The sequence below is a fragment of the Paenibacillus agricola genome, assembly GCF_011440305.1.
In the GTDB taxonomy this organism is placed as follows: Bacteria; Bacillota; Bacilli; order Paenibacillales; family NBRC-103111; genus Paenibacillus_S; species Paenibacillus_S agricola.
In genome coordinates this window covers 77,172-93,338 of sequence record NZ_JAAOIW010000011.1, presented here as the reverse complement: position 1 = coordinate 93,338, position 16,167 = coordinate 77,172, and the positions used below count along the sequence as shown (strand labels likewise).

Genomic DNA, 16,167 nt, shown 5'->3' with positions numbered 1-16,167 from the left:
TCGGATTTGGAGGTTGAAATATGACAGATAGACAGGCGATCATTATTATTATCCGAACATGGATTCAGGTTTTTACTGCGTTAGTTCTGATAATTTCGGGCTTACAAGGGAACTGGAAGATCTTTATGCCTTCTCTTGTCCTGCTAGTGATTACGATAGCATGGATAGTTTTTGAAAATAAATCTACTATGAATAATGTGCGACATTAAGTATGTATTTTGTCAGTATAATTACCTGAAAAGTTGGAGGGCTATGATTAATGTACGATTTCCCTGGTAAGGTAGACTATTACAAGATCACATTGAAAGTAAAATGCTTTAATGATGGCTGCGACAATATTTTAGTACATGATTACCCTTCGTATTCCGAAAGTCCTCGGATTGATGGAGAGTGTCCTAAATGTAAGCAAGGGTATTCCAGAAAAGTCCATAACATTGATGAAAATCGAATTATTGAAAAATCTTTTGATCCAGTTTACATGTAGCAACGACGATGATTTAGGTGACTTGACGATTATGTGCCTGGGGATGCTGGATCCTTCGGAGTAGGAGTTACTGGAGACTTTGTTCTTTGCTGCTCGCCGCATCGGGGTATAGCTGTGGGCGGATTGTGCCGGGATGAGCTGCGACCGGCAGTATGGTAGGATCGAGCAGATCCTTTACTACTGAAAGGCCATGTCTTCATTACGGAACTATCGTCGTTAATGCACTTACTCAAGGGAACAAAGATACTTTGACGAAAGGCGCCGACCGTCTCGAGAACTGGAGGGTTTGGGTAAATATTTTTAATAGTAAGGCGTAAAGAAATCATTCGTTAAAATAAGCCCTTGGTTGTGGAAGCAATGTATAGCAGCTCCTGCAATCAAGGGCTTATTGTGTGAAAATTAAAAGGAACGGTTTACTCGTAGGTGGGATTAACTGCCTACTCGATTGAGAGATTTTGTAAGATTGGAATCAAAGCACGATTCGAGCTGTGCTTTGAGCAAACTCCACGGGGCTAAGCTCGCACAAGAGCCTTTGATTTCACAGATCTGCTCCCTTGCTGAAGAGAGTATGTATAAGGAGGGAAGACTGCCGTTGGCTTGCTCACGGCAGTCTTGATTCGTCACGCTTTCTTGATCACATCATAAGCCAGCTTGGCTAGAGGCCTCATGGACAGATTGTCCGGCAGCAATTTGTCCCCATACAGGAACAAATTGATTTGCTCTTCGCTTAGATTCATGGTGGTAAACAGCTTCTGCATCTCATCCTGGTACGTCCCGGCGTACGCATGCTTCTTGTAGAGCAGCTCCCTTACGTACTCCTTATGGCTCTGATAGACCTTCGCCAGTTTGAACAATTCCATGCTATTCTGAATTTTAACTGAATGAGAGCTTGACGGGTCGAACTCCAGATCGAGATCGAAATTTATGTTGTTCCCTGTTATGGTATCCACCGTACTCTTCTCATTCATCTGCACTTTAAACCATGCGCTATCATCAAACCCTCGGTCGTATGGGTAGACAATATCGTAACACTTGGCCAGCTTGAAGCGGGAATTACAGATTTGGCAAGAGGGAACGAAATTAAATAGGGACAACGAGAAGAGCTTGAATGCGGAATTTGGATGAAAGTGGTCCAGATCCGCTGTCGTCTTGGTTACCGCTACTTCATCGTATTGAGTAATGTATTGTCGGTTGCAGTAAGGACAGACTTCCTTCCCGATCCGGGATAAAATCTCATGGCGATAGTCTGCATCCATGAACTTATTATAGTCCACAATTATACTAATCGCTTGGTTCAGGGAAGTCATATCCCGTTTTACATCTAGAATGAAATTCCGGAACAACGTATTGTTCTGAAAAAAACGGGGATGCCTGTCCTTATGTTCAGCAATCCAAGGGTTGTCGTATAGGATCAGGAAGTCTCTGCGATGATTCTCCCTATTGGGCTTAGTTATCGGCATGCCAGCCTTTTTAAGTTCATCATCAATATGGAGCGAGCCAAAGAACACCAGCTTGCACGTCTTCATGTAGAAGTCGATCTGCGGGTAGAAGGAGCACACCGTATCCATCGGGCTGGAGAGTAGGCTATCAACAAGCTGATGGTCCAGCAATCCACTAACGGCGTCTTCCCACAACAACGTGAAGTCTGTATTAGTGAATGGGTTGATCTCTATGGGCATTCCCCCCTTGGCTATGTTATAGCGATCGATTATCCCGCTGCGCATCTTGTTGCAATAATCCGGTCCGATGGTGAGTAAAGGAGTACGGTCTAATGGAATCATGGCCGTTCCCTCGATTCGTTGCGCAGCTTCTCCAATTCCCTCTCAAGCTCTGCAATCCGTAGCTCTCGATGACGGGTTGGCGGCAGAAGCCGTATCGCGGCATCCCGCAATAGCTCCTGAAGCTTTCCGCGAATCACCTCATCCCCGATTGCAGCAATAATCGCAAACATGCGGTCGAACCGGTCCTTATTATACTCCTGAAGGCCGTTAATCTCCTGTATCAGGTCAGAAAAGATTGTCTTTGCATGCTCACCCAGTGGAGAATCGATGAAAAAGTCGCTTTTGATAATATCGTAGAAGTTACTCATAAGCCCGAAATTCGCCTGATGCACTGTTCTCTGTATGCCATCGTGCCCTTTCGTAACCCGGATGCAGGAGATATGCTCTTTGGGAACGTCCGATACGATGAAAGGAGAGTGAGTGGAGAGAATAATCTGAAATTTCACCTCTCGAGCTGCCTCTATCCCGTTTAAGAATAAGACCAGGTTACGTATGTATCGCCGAGACCATTCGGGATGGAACGAAGCATCTGGTTCATCCAGAAGCAGCAATATCGTATCGATTTGCCGATTGGAGACTGCGACTTCGATCGCGTAATATAGGTTGGAGAACCCGTTCACAAATTCCAATTCGCCCGTACTCAGGCGGCAGATGCTGATATCCAGCATCTGATATGTTCCACTTAAGCTCATGAAGTGCCTATCCACCTGTGTAAGCACATTGTGGAAGGCTGTGTCTTCCTCCTGATGGAGCCGTATGACCATCTTTGAAGTCTTAATGAAAATGAGATCATTCACTTCTTCCAGAAGTTGAACGAGAATTCGAACTGCCTTAACATCAAGGCGATGCCAATCAGGATGATTGAATTTAGCCATGATTGCATCAAAGACTTCCAGGATCGACAATAAATACTTCACACTCTCCTCGAAGGAGGTAATTCTACATTCTATTGTTTCAATATGAGCTGCGAAATCGTTCAATGCCTTTTCGTCGAGTATCTCATGACACTGGTTCACCCAGGTATCGATGATAAGCAGTTCCAGATACCTGATGATAAAGCTCTGCTTGTGGCTCCAGTCTGTCGTTTGTCGAGAGAAATAGGTTATTTGCGTTTTATCCTGATATAACTGCAGATCAAATTCCGCCAGAATCTCGGATTTTAATGCGGATGATTCAAAGATATGATCGGATAAGGAGATTTCGCAGATTGCTTCGGATGCCGTAAATTCTGGCTCCAGCACTTCATATCCTTTGCTTAGGAACTTATACAGGTGTGCATACAAGGGCTTGTTCAAATAATCCCTCTTGAACCCCACATAATAGTCACCCTCGTTTGTCACTACATCCCCGGAGAACCACTCCTTCCGCCTCTCATTCGTAAGATACAGAAAGTAGACACTCTCATCCAAGCTAAACGTCCGTGCATCTCTCATATAGTCTCTCTCTTGAATGAATTCATGATGAAATCCGGATCCCAATTCGAAATCATACTTGACACAAAAGCTGTATTCATAGCTGATGCCACTATGAATTCCGTCGATATTGGCAAACATATGGGGATTAAATCCTTCTATTACGAAGATATCTTCTTCCACATGATAAACGGCAAACCATTCCGAATAAGGATCTTCTCCAGGCTGTCGGATGTTATTGAACATCCGCTGACGCCTTGTCTTGGTGGAGCCGATCAGATCCAGCAGTGTCGTTTTGCCGGAGCCATTCTTACCGACAATCAAGTTGACGTTGCTGATCTTATCACCCCACAATCCTTTGTAGGGATTATTTCGCTTCGTGATAGCAAGTTTGTGCTCTGCAAGTACATACTGCACCGAAAAGTCGTTGGTGAGATGAAAAGCTTGCTGCTTGAGACACCTGTCAATATTGCCGATGTACACATACAGTAATTGTGGATGCACCCATTGTTCCTTCTTTCCTCGAATAGTCCATTTGTCATATTCTACAAGCGACAAATAAATTCCTTTTTCTACCTCAGCGAGTCGCATGGGTAGAGGTGGCTGAGTACATAACAGAAAATCTGTTGGAGCCTTGAACCACTTTTAGCCCCTGACCACATCGGTCGGGGGCTTTCTTTAGCTCACGCTCGTTTCTTACGGATATGGATCGCGTAGGGATCGGCGCACGCCGGGCACCTTGGTCAGCTCAAGTAGCAATTGCAGACAGAAGATCTGTATCAGAGCAGTCTAGGTATAAGAAGAAAATAGAGTTCTAGACTGGCTGGATGCTGTTCCGAATGCGCACCGGCACTGCTCGATTTGTAGGCTGCTGCCGCGGTAGAACTTGCCAGCTCCTGCAGCTCCGCGCATCTAGTTGCTTCCGGACGCGGCAGGGCGGTAGAAGGACAAATACGCGGTTCGAAAAGATTCAGCATTTTCAATATTAATTATGATACAATTATGGTATAATAGTGTATATAATTAAGGAGGAATAAATTATGCTAATAATTAGACCTATAACCGAATTGAGAAATAATTTCAATGAAATTTCTAGAATTGTACATGAGGATAAAGAACCGGTGATCCTAACGAAGAATGGGTATGGTGATATGGTTGTTATGAGTTTAGAGTATTACGAGAATATGCAAATTAATATGAAGCTTAAAGAATCCGAAATTGAAGCTGCAAACACTGATGAACGGGTTGCTCATGAGGAGGTAATTGACAAAGCAAGAGGACAAATACTTAATAGTAAAGTGTGAAGGAGCCATTTTGAAATAACCCTCGTTGGCAGATGCTTTCTCTATGCATCTGGCCAACAAGGGTTATTTTGTGTGCATATAATATTCCGCATTATTTTCTGGAGAATACTCTATTGAAAAGAATTTCGTCCGACCTTGATTGCAGCATGATTTTCTTGCCGCCGTCTTTTTAACAGATAACGCTGTGTTGTAATAATACTTGAGTGGCCAAGTGCATCTTTCACTGCGTCAATGTTGGCTCCTTCGCTTGTAAGAAAACTGGCATAGTAATGCCGGCAGGTATGAGGAGTAATAGAATCTGTTCTATGCTTAATTATGGTAAGATCGGTTTTGATAATTGCTTTTGTAAACATATTTGATAGATATTTTGAATTATATGCATCTCCAGTTCCTTTTGGAAAGAAGGGTGAGGGACAACCAGGATCGATCTTCAAAGTCAACCCCCGTCGTTTGCGAAATTCACCGATTGCCTCAAAAGTATCATCGAATATTAAAATCTCACGTGGTTTGCTCCCTTTACCGATCACGTCAAGGAAATGGAAGCCAAGACGGGGAACATAGTAAAGATTTTTCCACTTAGCTGTGGCCAACTCGTTAATACGAAGTCCTGTGCTGACCAGAAGGAGAAAGAATGTATACATGATAAAATTCTCTTTTTTAAAGTATTTAAGAAGTGTCTGGGCTTCATGTTCATAGAGATCCCGATTAACTAATTCATCTGCAGGCTGTGAAACCTTTTTAATCAAACGGGTTAGATCGGTGTTAATGGCTTGCTTTGAAAAAATGTATCGCAAAAATTGTTTAACCACTGTAATTTTTTTTTGATTTGAAGTGTTTGCGTAACGAGAAGCTAGCGAATCTTGGTAGACAAGTAGATCTTCAGGAGAAAGCTGGCGTATGCCACCAAATGATTCCGTGAATTTCAGGAAATCTAAAATATCTCTCAAATATTCTTCCTTTGTTCCTTGAGCCCTTTTTTTTCCGTATGTAGGTTCATCATGAAGGAAGACATACATCAGCAAAAGATCCGGAAGACTAGTCCAATCCGTGTTTTTAAAGTGCTCGCTTGAGATTTGATAAAAAATAGAGGGGTTTAACCAATTGTTAGATACTGAAAGGTCACTTTGTCTACTTAACACAGTGTTCCTCCTATCCTTCCTGGATTTCTATAAAAGTACAAAACAAAATTCATCGCAATTTGCACATAATGTGTACAAATTTCATTTAAGGGAATAATTAGATATAGTCAATTATTTACCGAATCGTTGTCACTTATGTTTAACAACCGACGGAATAAGAAATCTTTCTGAATTCACTCCAGTACATCTACCTCTTCTACAAGTACTAGAGGAAATGTGTAATCTGTCACCTGGGTTTATAAGAATGCTTGAACATCATCTACGCGGGTAGGATCTATTTCTAGATACCAGCGAATTACATTGGTCGTTTCACTATCGCTCCAAGGAAATAATTGATAAATGTCAGAAACAATTGCTGGTGGATTTAAGACTGTCATAAGTTCCTCACGAAGTTGTCCGTAAGTAACATTTATCAGATTATTCTTCAAGATGCACTCGTAGCCCCTCTTTTGAATAAACGACATCAATGCCTTTCTAATTTCCTTCGGCATTTCTTTGTTTTTCGTGAATTGAGTATATTCCAGTAATTCATATTTTTTCATAGTGGAATCCTTTCTGTAATTTAAATCAAAAAATAACTATCCGTGGTACTAGTATACCATATGTTTTAATTAATAGAATAATAGGTTATTTGGTTTGTTTATAAACTAAATCGGAATATAATAATCTTATATACTAGTTTCCTATATTGACTATGGAAATTTATGGTGTTATTATGTAATATATTAGCACTTTAACGCTTTTAAGTGGAAAAGTTGCATAAACCGGGGGATGATGGAAATGTATGCTATCGAATTTGTTTCAAAGAGAGTTGAGAAGGAAATGAATAGTTTTAGGAAAGAGGAAATAGTTTCCATACAAAATGCATTGGAGATATTAACTAAAGATCCACGTCCGCTTCAGCTTGATTATGGATCCGTTAATCGATGTTCAGATGTAAAGAGAATTAAGGCGAAGAGAATTCGGATGTTCTATACAATTGACGAAAAAAAAGGGATAATTTATATTGGGAAAATAGATAACCGAGATTCACACTGTTATGGGAAAAATATACGAACATGGTTTAATGCAGGCTAAATGTAAATCTGACTGGTGATCCTGAAGAATCTTTGAATGGAAATAGGGATTGCATATAAAATATTTATTCCAAGGAGATGAGAACGAAGGGTGTTAGTAGAAACAGGTGTAACATATTGGGGAGTCAACGGAAAAAGAGAAATAAGACGCAAAGTAAATCTGATTGAAACACGAACATCTGGTACTCAATATGTGAATTACACAAACAAAAAAATGAATGGCTTAGATGGGAGTACAAGTTGGACGAAACGGAAAAATTTTGAGGAATGGGCGAAAGGAATATATGCAAAAGACTAACCGATACGGCTGCTTGCTGTTCTGTTGTCCTGAAATAAAAGACTGTGATAATAGAGTTATAGACTAGATAAAGTTTTAGACTTCCATGCCACTACCGCGGCACCATCAGATGATGAATATTGTTATTTCAGGATAGACTGAGCGACTGACTTGAGCAGTTGCAGGTTCGTAATCCTGGTTCTCCGAATGCAAATCCCTGCAATGATCAGCACGTGCAACGGCATCCGCCCGGGTCAACAGCAGTTCACACTCGATTGACCGAATGTGGATACCCGCAACGTTCGGAGCGGCGGCAGCTGGCTCGCTGCAGTCTTTACTTTATTATTTCAACTTTAATACCGCTACCGTAAATGATCTCCCATCTAGTTAAATACTTTTTTGATTTTAAGAGTATACATGACACTCTTAATGCTAGAACGTTCGTTGGGTGAGAGTCTAAAACTTTGAATGAAGTAAAGGGTGATAGCATGCATGAGAGCAGCGAACAATGTAGATTTTGAAACTATTGGTAATTGCGACGGTGCAACAGCAATTATCAGGCCATTTAACAGTACATTGGATTGGGCTCTTGAGGATTCCCAAGGTAATCGAATTGCGTCCGGAACAGCTAATACTGTTCCAAATGCAAAAAATGATATTCGCCTTCAATTCAATAAGAAAACTGGCTTAAAAAAAAGGTGGACCTGGTCAATAAATCGTTTTATAAAAAATACTCAAACTGATTTGGATTGCAATATATACGATTTGCAAAAACTTCAGGCCAATAACGAACATCTTAAAAATATACTCTATGAGCAGCTCAACGAAATCACAGATCTTAGAAATGAAAATCGTTTATTAAGAGAACGTTTAGAAAATCTAAAACCTGAATATTATTTAAACACAAAGGGCTTGGAACTTTTGAAAATTGCGAATGATATTATATCTATATTAAATCCTAATAAATAAATATTTTTTCTCAAATAGTAGGAGTGTTAAATCAGGAATCCATAGTGAAGTAATTCAATGAACAGTCAAAATTAATTATAAGGAAATCAAATGAAATGAAGTTATTGGAGGGATTGAATTGATCGATGTGACTCAGGAGACATTGGATGTGGTTCAGAGAGAACTTAGAAATCTGGAGGCATACAAATGCGAGAACACATATGTACACCGCCTAATTAGCCAAAGAATCAGGGAACTATTAAAGGAAGAGAATTTTTTGAAAGAAATGATTCGTTCCCGAGAATGAACAAATATGAATGATATAATAAAATAGGGTATTCGGATTTTATTGTGGAATGACCAATATTATTTCCAGTTTGTTAAGGGAGGAACGATACTATGAAGCCATTTTTTAGAAAGCACAAAGAAGAACCAAAGAATGAAGTGAGGATTAGGGTTTTAGACCCTGATAAAGATATAATTTCAAGCACCACGGATCTTGACGTTAATATTTTCCAGATAGTTAATGAGTCTTTTGACACAATAGAAAAGCAACAACAGTTAATAAATAAGCTACAAAAAGTAGGGTGCTATTTAGAAATTTGGATTGAAACTAATAAGGCAACTAAAACTCAAAATGGGCTATCAGTACGCCCGCTGTTTGTCATTGTCAGCAAGGAAAATAGTGAGCTTGTGAAGCACGCTACAGAAAATTTCGGTTATATTTTGGAAATAATTGCACAGAAAACTGGAAGTGAATCCACCATAAAATCCGTATAGCCATAAAATATAAAGACGTGAAGCAATCTCACTTAGATTGTTTCGCGTCTTTTAAAATTCCAAACAATCCATAAAGTAAATCCTAGCCCGACATATAAAGTGCTTCGGCCGGGCGGATCGATCGAGTTCTTTAAAGCCCGCGAAGAATTTCCTTGGATGCTCGCCGCCCAGCAGTGGCTGGAACTGCTTTCCTTAGATTCCATTGTCTCCATAGTGCATCCAAGTCAATCCTATGAAAAAATAATAGTAGGAGGTGACCTTATGTTATTTACAGATGTTAAACCTATGCTATTATCCAATCATAGAAAACAACCAGTATCTTTAGATGATCCCAATTATATTTATGAACCAAAATTTGATGGTTGGAGAATTATTGTACACAAAGATGGTCATCGAGTCGAATTGTTTACAAGACATGGAAATTGTATCACAAAACGTTTCCCAGAATTGGTTAGAGCTGTAGCCAATATTTCAACTGGTTCGATTATTTTGGACGCTGAGGGAGTATGCTTCAGTAATTCCCATAAGCGCCCAGATTTCAATATATTTAATACTAGAGGGAAAATAACTAATCTAAATCGAATTGAAGCAGCTTCAAATAAAAATCCGGCTACATTGATTGCTTTTGATATACTTATGCTTAATGGTAAGTCTCTAAATCACCTTGGCCTTCTCCAACGTAAAGAGATACTTTCAAATGTTATTCTATCAGATCCGGAACTTATGGTAATTCCATTTTCAGTGGATCACGGAAGTAATCTCTTTGAATGGACATTAAGAAACCAATGGGAGGGAATTGTAGCAAAAAAGAAGAACTCAAAATATTTCTTTAATCATAGAGCGAAAACATGGATCAAATGGAAACACACAATTTTGGAGCCTGCTGTTATTATAGGTTATCAGGTAAATCCATTTGCAGTAGTGATTAAACTTATTGATGAAGGTAATATTAATAAAACACAGAATAATCCAGCGGTTGTAGTTAAGTTTGGTTTTAAAACAGAAGAAAAGCAAGCATTTTTGCTGATTGTTCAACAACTCCATACTAAAACATGGAGAGATACCCAGCTGATTGAGCCTTTATTGCGCTGCAATGTTGAATATCTTGAAAAAACCGAAAAGGGATCCTTACGAATATGTACTTTCAAGGGATTCATTATGGCTGATATGGCAATGGCTTAATATTACTACGCCTAAAAATGCAGGTGGGAAAGTGATAGGCTGCAGTAAGCGGGGGGAACGGATCCAGGGGAAATTGTCAATATTTCTATTGATATTAGCATCTTTAACGGATATTTGGTAGAATTTTCAACAATTTATGTGAATTGGTAAACTAAGATATTGCCAACATGATAAAGACTCAATTATAATTATTATAAATCTAATGCCTCGGGAGAATGACTCAAGGGCGCGCCAGAATGTTGGTGTGCCCTTTTTATGTCCAGATAGGTATTATTCTAATTCGAGGTGATAAAAATGAAATTATTAGAACTATTTAATGGTCACCAGGGAACGGTAATATCTTCATTAATATTGTTGCCTATCTTTTTGCTTATGTTGTTAATCTCCATAAATTTATTCAAACGACGACGGAAAAGATCGTATTTAACACTATCAATTGCCTTAGTTTTAACTTTAATAGATCATGGCATTTCTATTACTCATTCATTTATGACAACAGAGAGTTGGTACCTGATATGGATTGAAAGAAGTATAGCAGTATTAGGAGATTGTGCATTTTTTTTGATCATCCTTGGTTTATATCAGCTATATCATATTACTGCAGCACACATCCAATGGGTTTTTTACACGTTATGCGCCGCGGCATTTGGAATGGTCTTTCTGAATGAATGGATTCAAATTGGATACATAATGGCTTTTCTTGTGACTATCTGGTTTATGCTAGGTAGACAAGTAGGATCAGATAATAAATTTCGTTGGGCGATCCTTACGTTCTTTATAATAGAAGGAATAAAGGTTTGGGATAAGTTTGAAGGAGTTCATAGTTCAATATGGGAACCATTTATTGTAAAAGTATTACCAGTCATATCCTATTCTATACTTTTCTTTATTTTATTGGAGAGAGTAATCGAAGTTATGCAGAAGTCATATATGCAATCAATTACTGATGGACTAACAGGGCTTTTCAACCGTCGACACCTATACGAAAACGTTGAGAAATCGGTAAAATCGGGCCAATCAGTTCATATCATCTTTATTGATATTGATAACTTTAAAAAACTTAATGACACGCAAGGGCATAAAGCTGGTGATGAAGTGTTAAAACAAGTAGCCTCAATCTTTAGAGAGGAGGTGGAAGGGATTGGTCTGGTTGCAAGATATGGTGGTGAAGAAATGGTTGCTCTTATTCGAGATAAAAAAGTTGAAATGAAACATTTGACTGAACGAATTCGTTTTCGTATTGAAAAGGAGACGAATCCGGGTGTTACAGCGAGTATAGGTTACAGTAAAAGAGAAGAAGGTATTTCACATGATGAATTGATTACACAAGCGGATCAAGCTATGTACCAAGCCAAAACGACTGGAAAAAATAAAGTTGTTCGTTATATCGCAGTGCCGGTGGGGTCATAGAATACAAATTAAAGATTTGAAACTTATTATATTCTAAGAAAGTAGGTTTTGGCGTGAAACACAAAATTAGTTTACTCATTGCATTATGTCTATCCTTCTTCTTTGCCCAAATAATATTGGCTGAAGATGCAGTACAGATTCCAACTATAACTGTTAAATACCAAGGGATACCAATAATTTTTGAAGGTACACCAATCTTAGAAAACGGTAGTGTACTAGTTCCCTTTCGTGGGATATTTGAAACTCTGGGTCTTAAAGTAGGCTGGGAACCAACTACTAAGCGAGTAACAGGCACTAGTGAGTTTGTCAAAATAGATATGACAATTGGGAAAAAAACAGTTCTCGTCAATAATGAAAAATTTGAATTAGAATCAGAACCCAGAATGATCCATGGGGTTACGATGGTACCTCTAAGATTTGTATCGGAATCAACGGGAAAAAAAGTGTCTTGGGATCCTGCAACAGATACCGTTCTAATAAATAAGCAAATGGAAGTGATGCCCCCTATTATTAACTACGGTGAGGATAGTTATTATCCATCCAATCTTTCCAACAAATCAGGGATAATTAAACCTTACATTTTTGAGAAAGATGGTTTTCTTTATTTACTCTGGACCGAAAATTCTCAATCAGGATCTTATTTAAACGTCTATTACTCACTCGCAGATATGAGTACTGGAAAATGGGTTTACCAAAATCAACAGTTTAAAAATATAAAAAAAGATAATTCTTTTTTTCAGTATTTTTTTCATGAAAATGCAATCTATTGGCGTGCAGCAGATGGAGTTTTAAAGTCTACCTTCGAAAGAGGAACAGTGACGCAGGAAGTTTATGTAGCCAATAAATCGACTCCCAAAGGAAAAGAATTCATAGCCATGGCTCGATACGATGGGAAAAATGGATTAATTACTGGGGTGAAAGATTCTTATTATCTTTATTCTGAGGAAGTTCCTAATGGGCTCTTTAAAATTTCAGATCTCAATAATATACTATTGGATTATAGTTCTTCGGTGAATATTTCACTTGATCAGGTCAATAAAAATTTGAGAATAATATCAAACAATGCTTATAAAACGTTAAATTATGAATCGGGTGATATTTCTTATGAAAATGGAAAAGATAAAGTTGAACGGTTAAGAGGCTCATCTTATACACAACCTTGTTACTATAATGGAAAACTGTACTATCTGTTTCAAGAAGGTCAAGATGGTCGAATTAAACTGGGATCAATTTCAGCCAGTGGTCAAAATGAACTAATTGGGTTAATAGATATTAAATTACCAGCTGCTTTAAGTGAATATAAACTGACACTAACTGAGAGTGAGCTTCATCTATGGAGAAATACAGAGTTTAATCGACTGCCATCAATAGATTTAATTAGAATAATAAAATAAGCATTATAAGACAAATAAGAGATAAATCGGAATATTATATATTCATGTAACTTCTAAATATGTTATCCTTAAATTTATTAGTTCAATTTACCCATAAAATAGGCATTTCGTTGCGAGGTAAAGTAAAATGTCAAATTATTTATCACAAAAAGAGATGGCTCAAAAATTAAAAAAATCGACTAATACTATTAGACTATGGGTTGAAAATGGCATGCTCAACTCCGTAAATCCAGATACATATCGTAGTGATGGTGGTTATCGGTTTACGGTAGAAGAATACGAAAGATTGAATCATTTGTTCGGTCCTGATGCTTTATTTCAAAGTGAAGCTGCGGAACTTGTGGGGATCACTAAGCAATATTTAGGTCTGCTCGCTAAAACGAACCCTCCAGGTATACCGAGCCAGGTAATTACTTATGGAAAGCAACAACGACGCATATTCAGAAGAGCCGATTGCGTGGCCTTAAAATTAGCTCTTGAGAAACGTGAGCACCAGTTTTTAAGAGATGGAGGGAGGGAGCTTGACTTATATAAAAATAATTTGAGATTATTCGATTCTTTTACATTTGAAGAAAAAAAGGTGGTAGTAGTCTCGACTAATCCAGTCCAACTGCTTACTGAAAATTATCTTATTATCGAACCACATGGCTACCTTCCTATCTCAAAACCCTGTCTTGATTTACCTTATGAGAAAAAGACTGGAACGATTATATTTTCGTTTCCGAGACCAATTGATGTTTATGCTGAGATTATTGATGTTTTGAGTGAAATGGTTAGATGTCTTGGTAACAAAAACATTCGAATTTTTGAAAAAGAAGATTCTTATTTTATAAGGTGTAGGAAAGGGAAAATCAAAGGAAGTAAGTCAGATTTAAAATTGCTCAACAAATTTAAAGTGGAAGGTTACTTAACCCTTTCAGGAGATTACATTGAGTTAGACGGCGAAATAATAAGTAAGCACACGAATTATAATAAGAAGGTATATCAACAGATAGAGAATATTGCAAATGAAAAAAACTATTCATTTGATCAAACAGTTAATTTTCTTCTGTCTAGGATCATCAAGGAGAACAACGAGCGAACATCACTGTGAGGGAAATCCAAATACATAAATGTATAAACAGTAAATCAAAATGGACCAGGGTATAATTCTGGTCCATTTTGATTTGGATATCTGATTAAAGTACTGTTACAAACAGATATCAAAGATATCTTAGATATCTACATTTACATCTATATTAATAAGGTATATATTAGTATTAGAGTTATTTATAGTATATAAGCAATGATAGATCTCATTATAAGATTCAGACTAAACAGGCTCCGGAAAAATACAGATATTTTTAACGCATCATTAGGATTTGATGAAGAGGATTATCGTGAATACTGAACTAGAGCGCGATAATTGAAATATATTGAGCAGGAGGTTGTGGGATGTCTGAGAAGATAGAAAGGACTCAAAAGCTTTATAAGCCAACGATAGAGGGGCGTGAGAAGGCGGAGAAATTATTCCGTGAATCTGGGATTCTATTCGAAGGCGATTTTTTAGACCACGTAATGTCCACGTATGAGTTACAACAAATGAAAAATGGTCTTGGAGCTGGTTACCAAAAACAAATATCTTCAATTGAATACCATGTGAAAAGCCTCGTCGATCATTTCACGTCAATGCTGACTACTGAACAGGGAGATCGAATTCAACTCTCTGAAGGTTATGAAGAGAAGCTAAACGAGCTTGCTCTGCAGCTCTCCGTCCAGCAGGATGAGTTAACCGAGCATAAAAAGATTGAGCAGTTAATGAAGGAGGAACAAAAAGGGCTTGAGAAAGATTTGGTAGATCTTCAAAAGGAGTCCGGGAACCTCACGCAAATAAATAATAAAAATGAAGAAATTCTTGTTGAAAACAAAGAAAGAATTGAACGATTGTCGAAGATGGTTACAGATGGCCAGGAAGCGGTTCTGCAAAAACAAGAGCTTGAATCCAAAATATTTGAAATTACTAAGTTATCGGAAAAGCAAGCAGAAGAGTTGCAAGCATCACGTGAAGTTATAGAGTCGATAAGATTGGTACATGAAGATCAGATTAAGATGTTGACAGATAAACATGCCGACGAACTACAAAGAGCCGCTGAACGAGCGATACTCGCTCAGGAAACAGCATTGCTTACCATTGAGAGAAGACTCACGGAAGAGTTTACTAACGAAAGGTTGGAACTATCTCGAGAGATCCGTAATCTTGAAAAAAGACATTCGAACGAGATCCGGACGCTTTATTCAGATATGGACAAACTGCGGCAACAGCTAGCAGATGCCCAGGTTCTACAAAGTTCCAAACAACCGGCAAGAACGAAGGAGAAACAGGATGAAGGCAAAGATAAGCCTTAATGAGAATCTGGAAGAAATGCGTGATTTGGCACGCCTGCAACGAATGATCCGGACGGCTAATAAACATGCTGAACGGAAAGAATATCTTCATCATGATATTGAGTTGGGAACGATTAAGAGAATTATGGAAGCGAAGAGCTTCGCCTCAGTAGCTCCAGGCATGGAGCAGATCATTGGGCATTACTATGAGAAAATGACTGGTCGTAAACCTTATTTTAATTGAACGGACGAAAGTGGGGTCTGTGTAGTAATGGAACAGAAAACTGGAATAAGAGACGATGACGCATGATAGTTTCTGATTGATACAAACCAATGTAACTTGGTTTGACCAGGTGATCCCGCGAAGATAGCGCGTAAGGTTCGAATTGCTGCGTACAACGCAGGAAACTCAAAAAGTGGAAGACCTTATTTATCAAGGTCTTCCACTTTTTCAATGTAAAAAGCTTTTCCCTAGTCCTAGAATTGTAAGTATCGGAACTTATAATCTCATATTAGCCTACTTACCACAAGGAAATCTAGCTTTTGAATATGAAATTATATGGATGTTCCGTTTCCATTTTGTTAATCGGAACTTGTATATTTTTATCGAAAATAT

Annotated in this window: 15 protein-coding genes; 11 read left to right on the top strand and 4 right to left on the bottom strand. The window is 38.3% G+C overall.

Annotated elements, in window-relative coordinates:
* Positions 1 to 1,104: 1,104 nt before the first annotated feature.
* Both G9U52_RS25685 and G9U52_RS25680 read right to left on the bottom strand, forming a co-directional pair.
* Complete coding sequence (locus G9U52_RS25685) at positions 1,105 to 2,265, bottom strand: HNH endonuclease (RefSeq protein ID WP_166153520.1); 1,161 nt, start codon at positions 2,263 to 2,265, stop codon at positions 1,105 to 1,107.
* Positions 2,262 to 4,181 (bottom strand): AAA family ATPase, encoded by a 1,920-nt coding sequence (locus G9U52_RS25680; RefSeq protein ID WP_166153519.1) that lies wholly within the window; start codon positions 4,179 to 4,181, stop codon positions 2,262 to 2,264. Before G9U52_RS25680 ends, G9U52_RS25685 begins: the two co-directional genes overlap by 4 nt.
* Before the next feature lie 536 nt (positions 4,182 to 4,717).
* Between G9U52_RS25680 and G9U52_RS25675 the strand changes: the two genes are divergently transcribed.
* Positions 4,718 to 4,981: a type II toxin-antitoxin system Phd/YefM family antitoxin gene (locus tag G9U52_RS25675; RefSeq protein WP_166153518.1), complete on the top strand. Its 264-nt coding sequence runs from the start codon at positions 4,718 to 4,720 to the stop codon at positions 4,979 to 4,981.
* A gap of 110 nt (positions 4,982 to 5,091) precedes the next feature.
* On the opposite strand, the gene G9U52_RS41020 is transcribed toward G9U52_RS25675, so the two are convergent.
* Both G9U52_RS41020 and G9U52_RS25665 read right to left on the bottom strand, forming a co-directional pair.
* Entirely contained in the window at positions 5,092 to 6,120 is a 1,029-nt protein-coding gene (locus G9U52_RS41020) for a tyrosine-type recombinase/integrase (RefSeq protein ID WP_166153517.1), read from the bottom strand.
* 236 nt (positions 6,121 to 6,356) lie between these two features.
* Entirely contained in the window at positions 6,357 to 6,662 is a 306-nt protein-coding gene (locus tag G9U52_RS25665; RefSeq protein WP_166153516.1) for a hypothetical protein, read from the bottom strand.
* Between the two features lie 238 nt (positions 6,663 to 6,900).
* On the opposite strand from G9U52_RS25665, the gene G9U52_RS25660 reads away from it, so the two are divergent.
* The 10 genes from G9U52_RS25660 (at position 6,901) to G9U52_RS25615 (ending at position 15,795) form a co-directional block, all read left to right on the top strand.
* Positions 6,901 to 7,197 carry a type II toxin-antitoxin system RelE family toxin gene (locus G9U52_RS25660; RefSeq protein WP_166153515.1) on the top strand — a complete coding sequence of 99 codons (297 nt, stop codon included), beginning with the start codon at positions 6,901 to 6,903 and terminating at the stop codon, positions 7,195 to 7,197.
* Between the two features lie 90 nt (positions 7,198 to 7,287).
* On the top strand, positions 7,288 to 7,494 hold the full coding sequence (locus G9U52_RS25655; RefSeq protein WP_166153514.1) for a hypothetical protein: 207 nt from the start codon (positions 7,288 to 7,290) through the stop codon (positions 7,492 to 7,494).
* Between the two features lie 471 nt (positions 7,495 to 7,965).
* A complete protein-coding gene (locus G9U52_RS25650) occupies positions 7,966 to 8,442 on the top strand; it encodes a hypothetical protein (protein WP_166153513.1) in 477 nt (158 codons plus the stop codon).
* 378 nt (positions 8,443 to 8,820) lie between these two features.
* On the top strand, positions 8,821 to 9,201 hold the full coding sequence (locus G9U52_RS25645) for a hypothetical protein (RefSeq protein WP_166153512.1): 381 nt from the start codon (positions 8,821 to 8,823) through the stop codon (positions 9,199 to 9,201).
* A gap of 261 nt (positions 9,202 to 9,462) precedes the next feature.
* Positions 9,463 to 10,383 carry an ATP-dependent DNA ligase gene (locus G9U52_RS25640; protein ID WP_166153511.1) on the top strand — a complete coding sequence of 307 codons (921 nt, stop codon included), beginning with the start codon at positions 9,463 to 9,465 and terminating at the stop codon, positions 10,381 to 10,383.
* Between the two features lie 294 nt (positions 10,384 to 10,677).
* A complete protein-coding gene (locus G9U52_RS25635; RefSeq protein WP_166153510.1) occupies positions 10,678 to 11,793 on the top strand; it encodes a GGDEF domain-containing protein in 1,116 nt (371 codons plus the stop codon).
* A gap of 53 nt (positions 11,794 to 11,846) precedes the next feature.
* Complete coding sequence (locus tag G9U52_RS25630) at positions 11,847 to 13,187, top strand: copper amine oxidase N-terminal domain-containing protein (RefSeq protein WP_166153509.1); 1,341 nt, start codon at positions 11,847 to 11,849, stop codon at positions 13,185 to 13,187.
* 127 nt (positions 13,188 to 13,314) lie between these two features.
* Positions 13,315 to 14,280, top strand: a complete 966-nt coding sequence (locus tag G9U52_RS25625) for a MerR family transcriptional regulator (RefSeq protein WP_166153508.1) — start codon at positions 13,315 to 13,317, stop codon at positions 14,278 to 14,280.
* Positions 14,281 to 14,621: 341 nt separating this feature from the next.
* Positions 14,622 to 15,572, top strand: a complete 951-nt coding sequence (locus tag G9U52_RS25620; RefSeq protein WP_166153507.1) for a coiled-coil domain-containing protein — start codon at positions 14,622 to 14,624, stop codon at positions 15,570 to 15,572.
* Positions 15,550 to 15,795 (top strand): hypothetical protein, encoded by a 246-nt coding sequence (locus tag G9U52_RS25615; RefSeq protein ID WP_166153506.1) that lies wholly within the window; start codon positions 15,550 to 15,552, stop codon positions 15,793 to 15,795. Before G9U52_RS25620 ends, G9U52_RS25615 begins: the two co-directional genes overlap by 23 nt.
* The last annotated feature ends 372 nt before the right edge of the window (positions 15,796 to 16,167 follow it).

Coding starts and splice junctions, on each gene's coding strand:
- G9U52_RS25685 (WP_166153520.1), bottom strand. CDS start 2,265: ATGATTCCATTAGACCGTACTCCTTTACTCACCATCGGACCGGATTAT.
- G9U52_RS25675 (WP_166153518.1), top strand. CDS start 4,718: ATGCTAATAATTAGACCTATAACCGAATTGAGAAATAATTTCAATGAA.
- G9U52_RS25665 (WP_166153516.1), bottom strand. CDS start 6,662: ATGAAAAAATATGAATTACTGGAATATACTCAATTCACGAAAAACAAA.
- G9U52_RS25660 (WP_166153515.1), top strand. CDS start 6,901: ATGTATGCTATCGAATTTGTTTCAAAGAGAGTTGAGAAGGAAATGAAT.
- G9U52_RS25650 (WP_166153513.1), top strand. CDS start 7,966: ATGAGAGCAGCGAACAATGTAGATTTTGAAACTATTGGTAATTGCGAC.
- G9U52_RS25645 (WP_166153512.1), top strand. CDS start 8,821: ATGAAGCCATTTTTTAGAAAGCACAAAGAAGAACCAAAGAATGAAGTG.
- G9U52_RS25640 (WP_166153511.1), top strand. CDS start 9,463: ATGTTATTTACAGATGTTAAACCTATGCTATTATCCAATCATAGAAAA.
- G9U52_RS25635 (WP_166153510.1), top strand. CDS start 10,678: ATGAAATTATTAGAACTATTTAATGGTCACCAGGGAACGGTAATATCT.
- G9U52_RS25625 (WP_166153508.1), top strand. CDS start 13,315: ATGTCAAATTATTTATCACAAAAAGAGATGGCTCAAAAATTAAAAAAA.
- G9U52_RS25620 (WP_166153507.1), top strand. CDS start 14,622: ATGTCTGAGAAGATAGAAAGGACTCAAAAGCTTTATAAGCCAACGATA.
- G9U52_RS25615 (WP_166153506.1), top strand. CDS start 15,550: ATGAAGGCAAAGATAAGCCTTAATGAGAATCTGGAAGAAATGCGTGAT.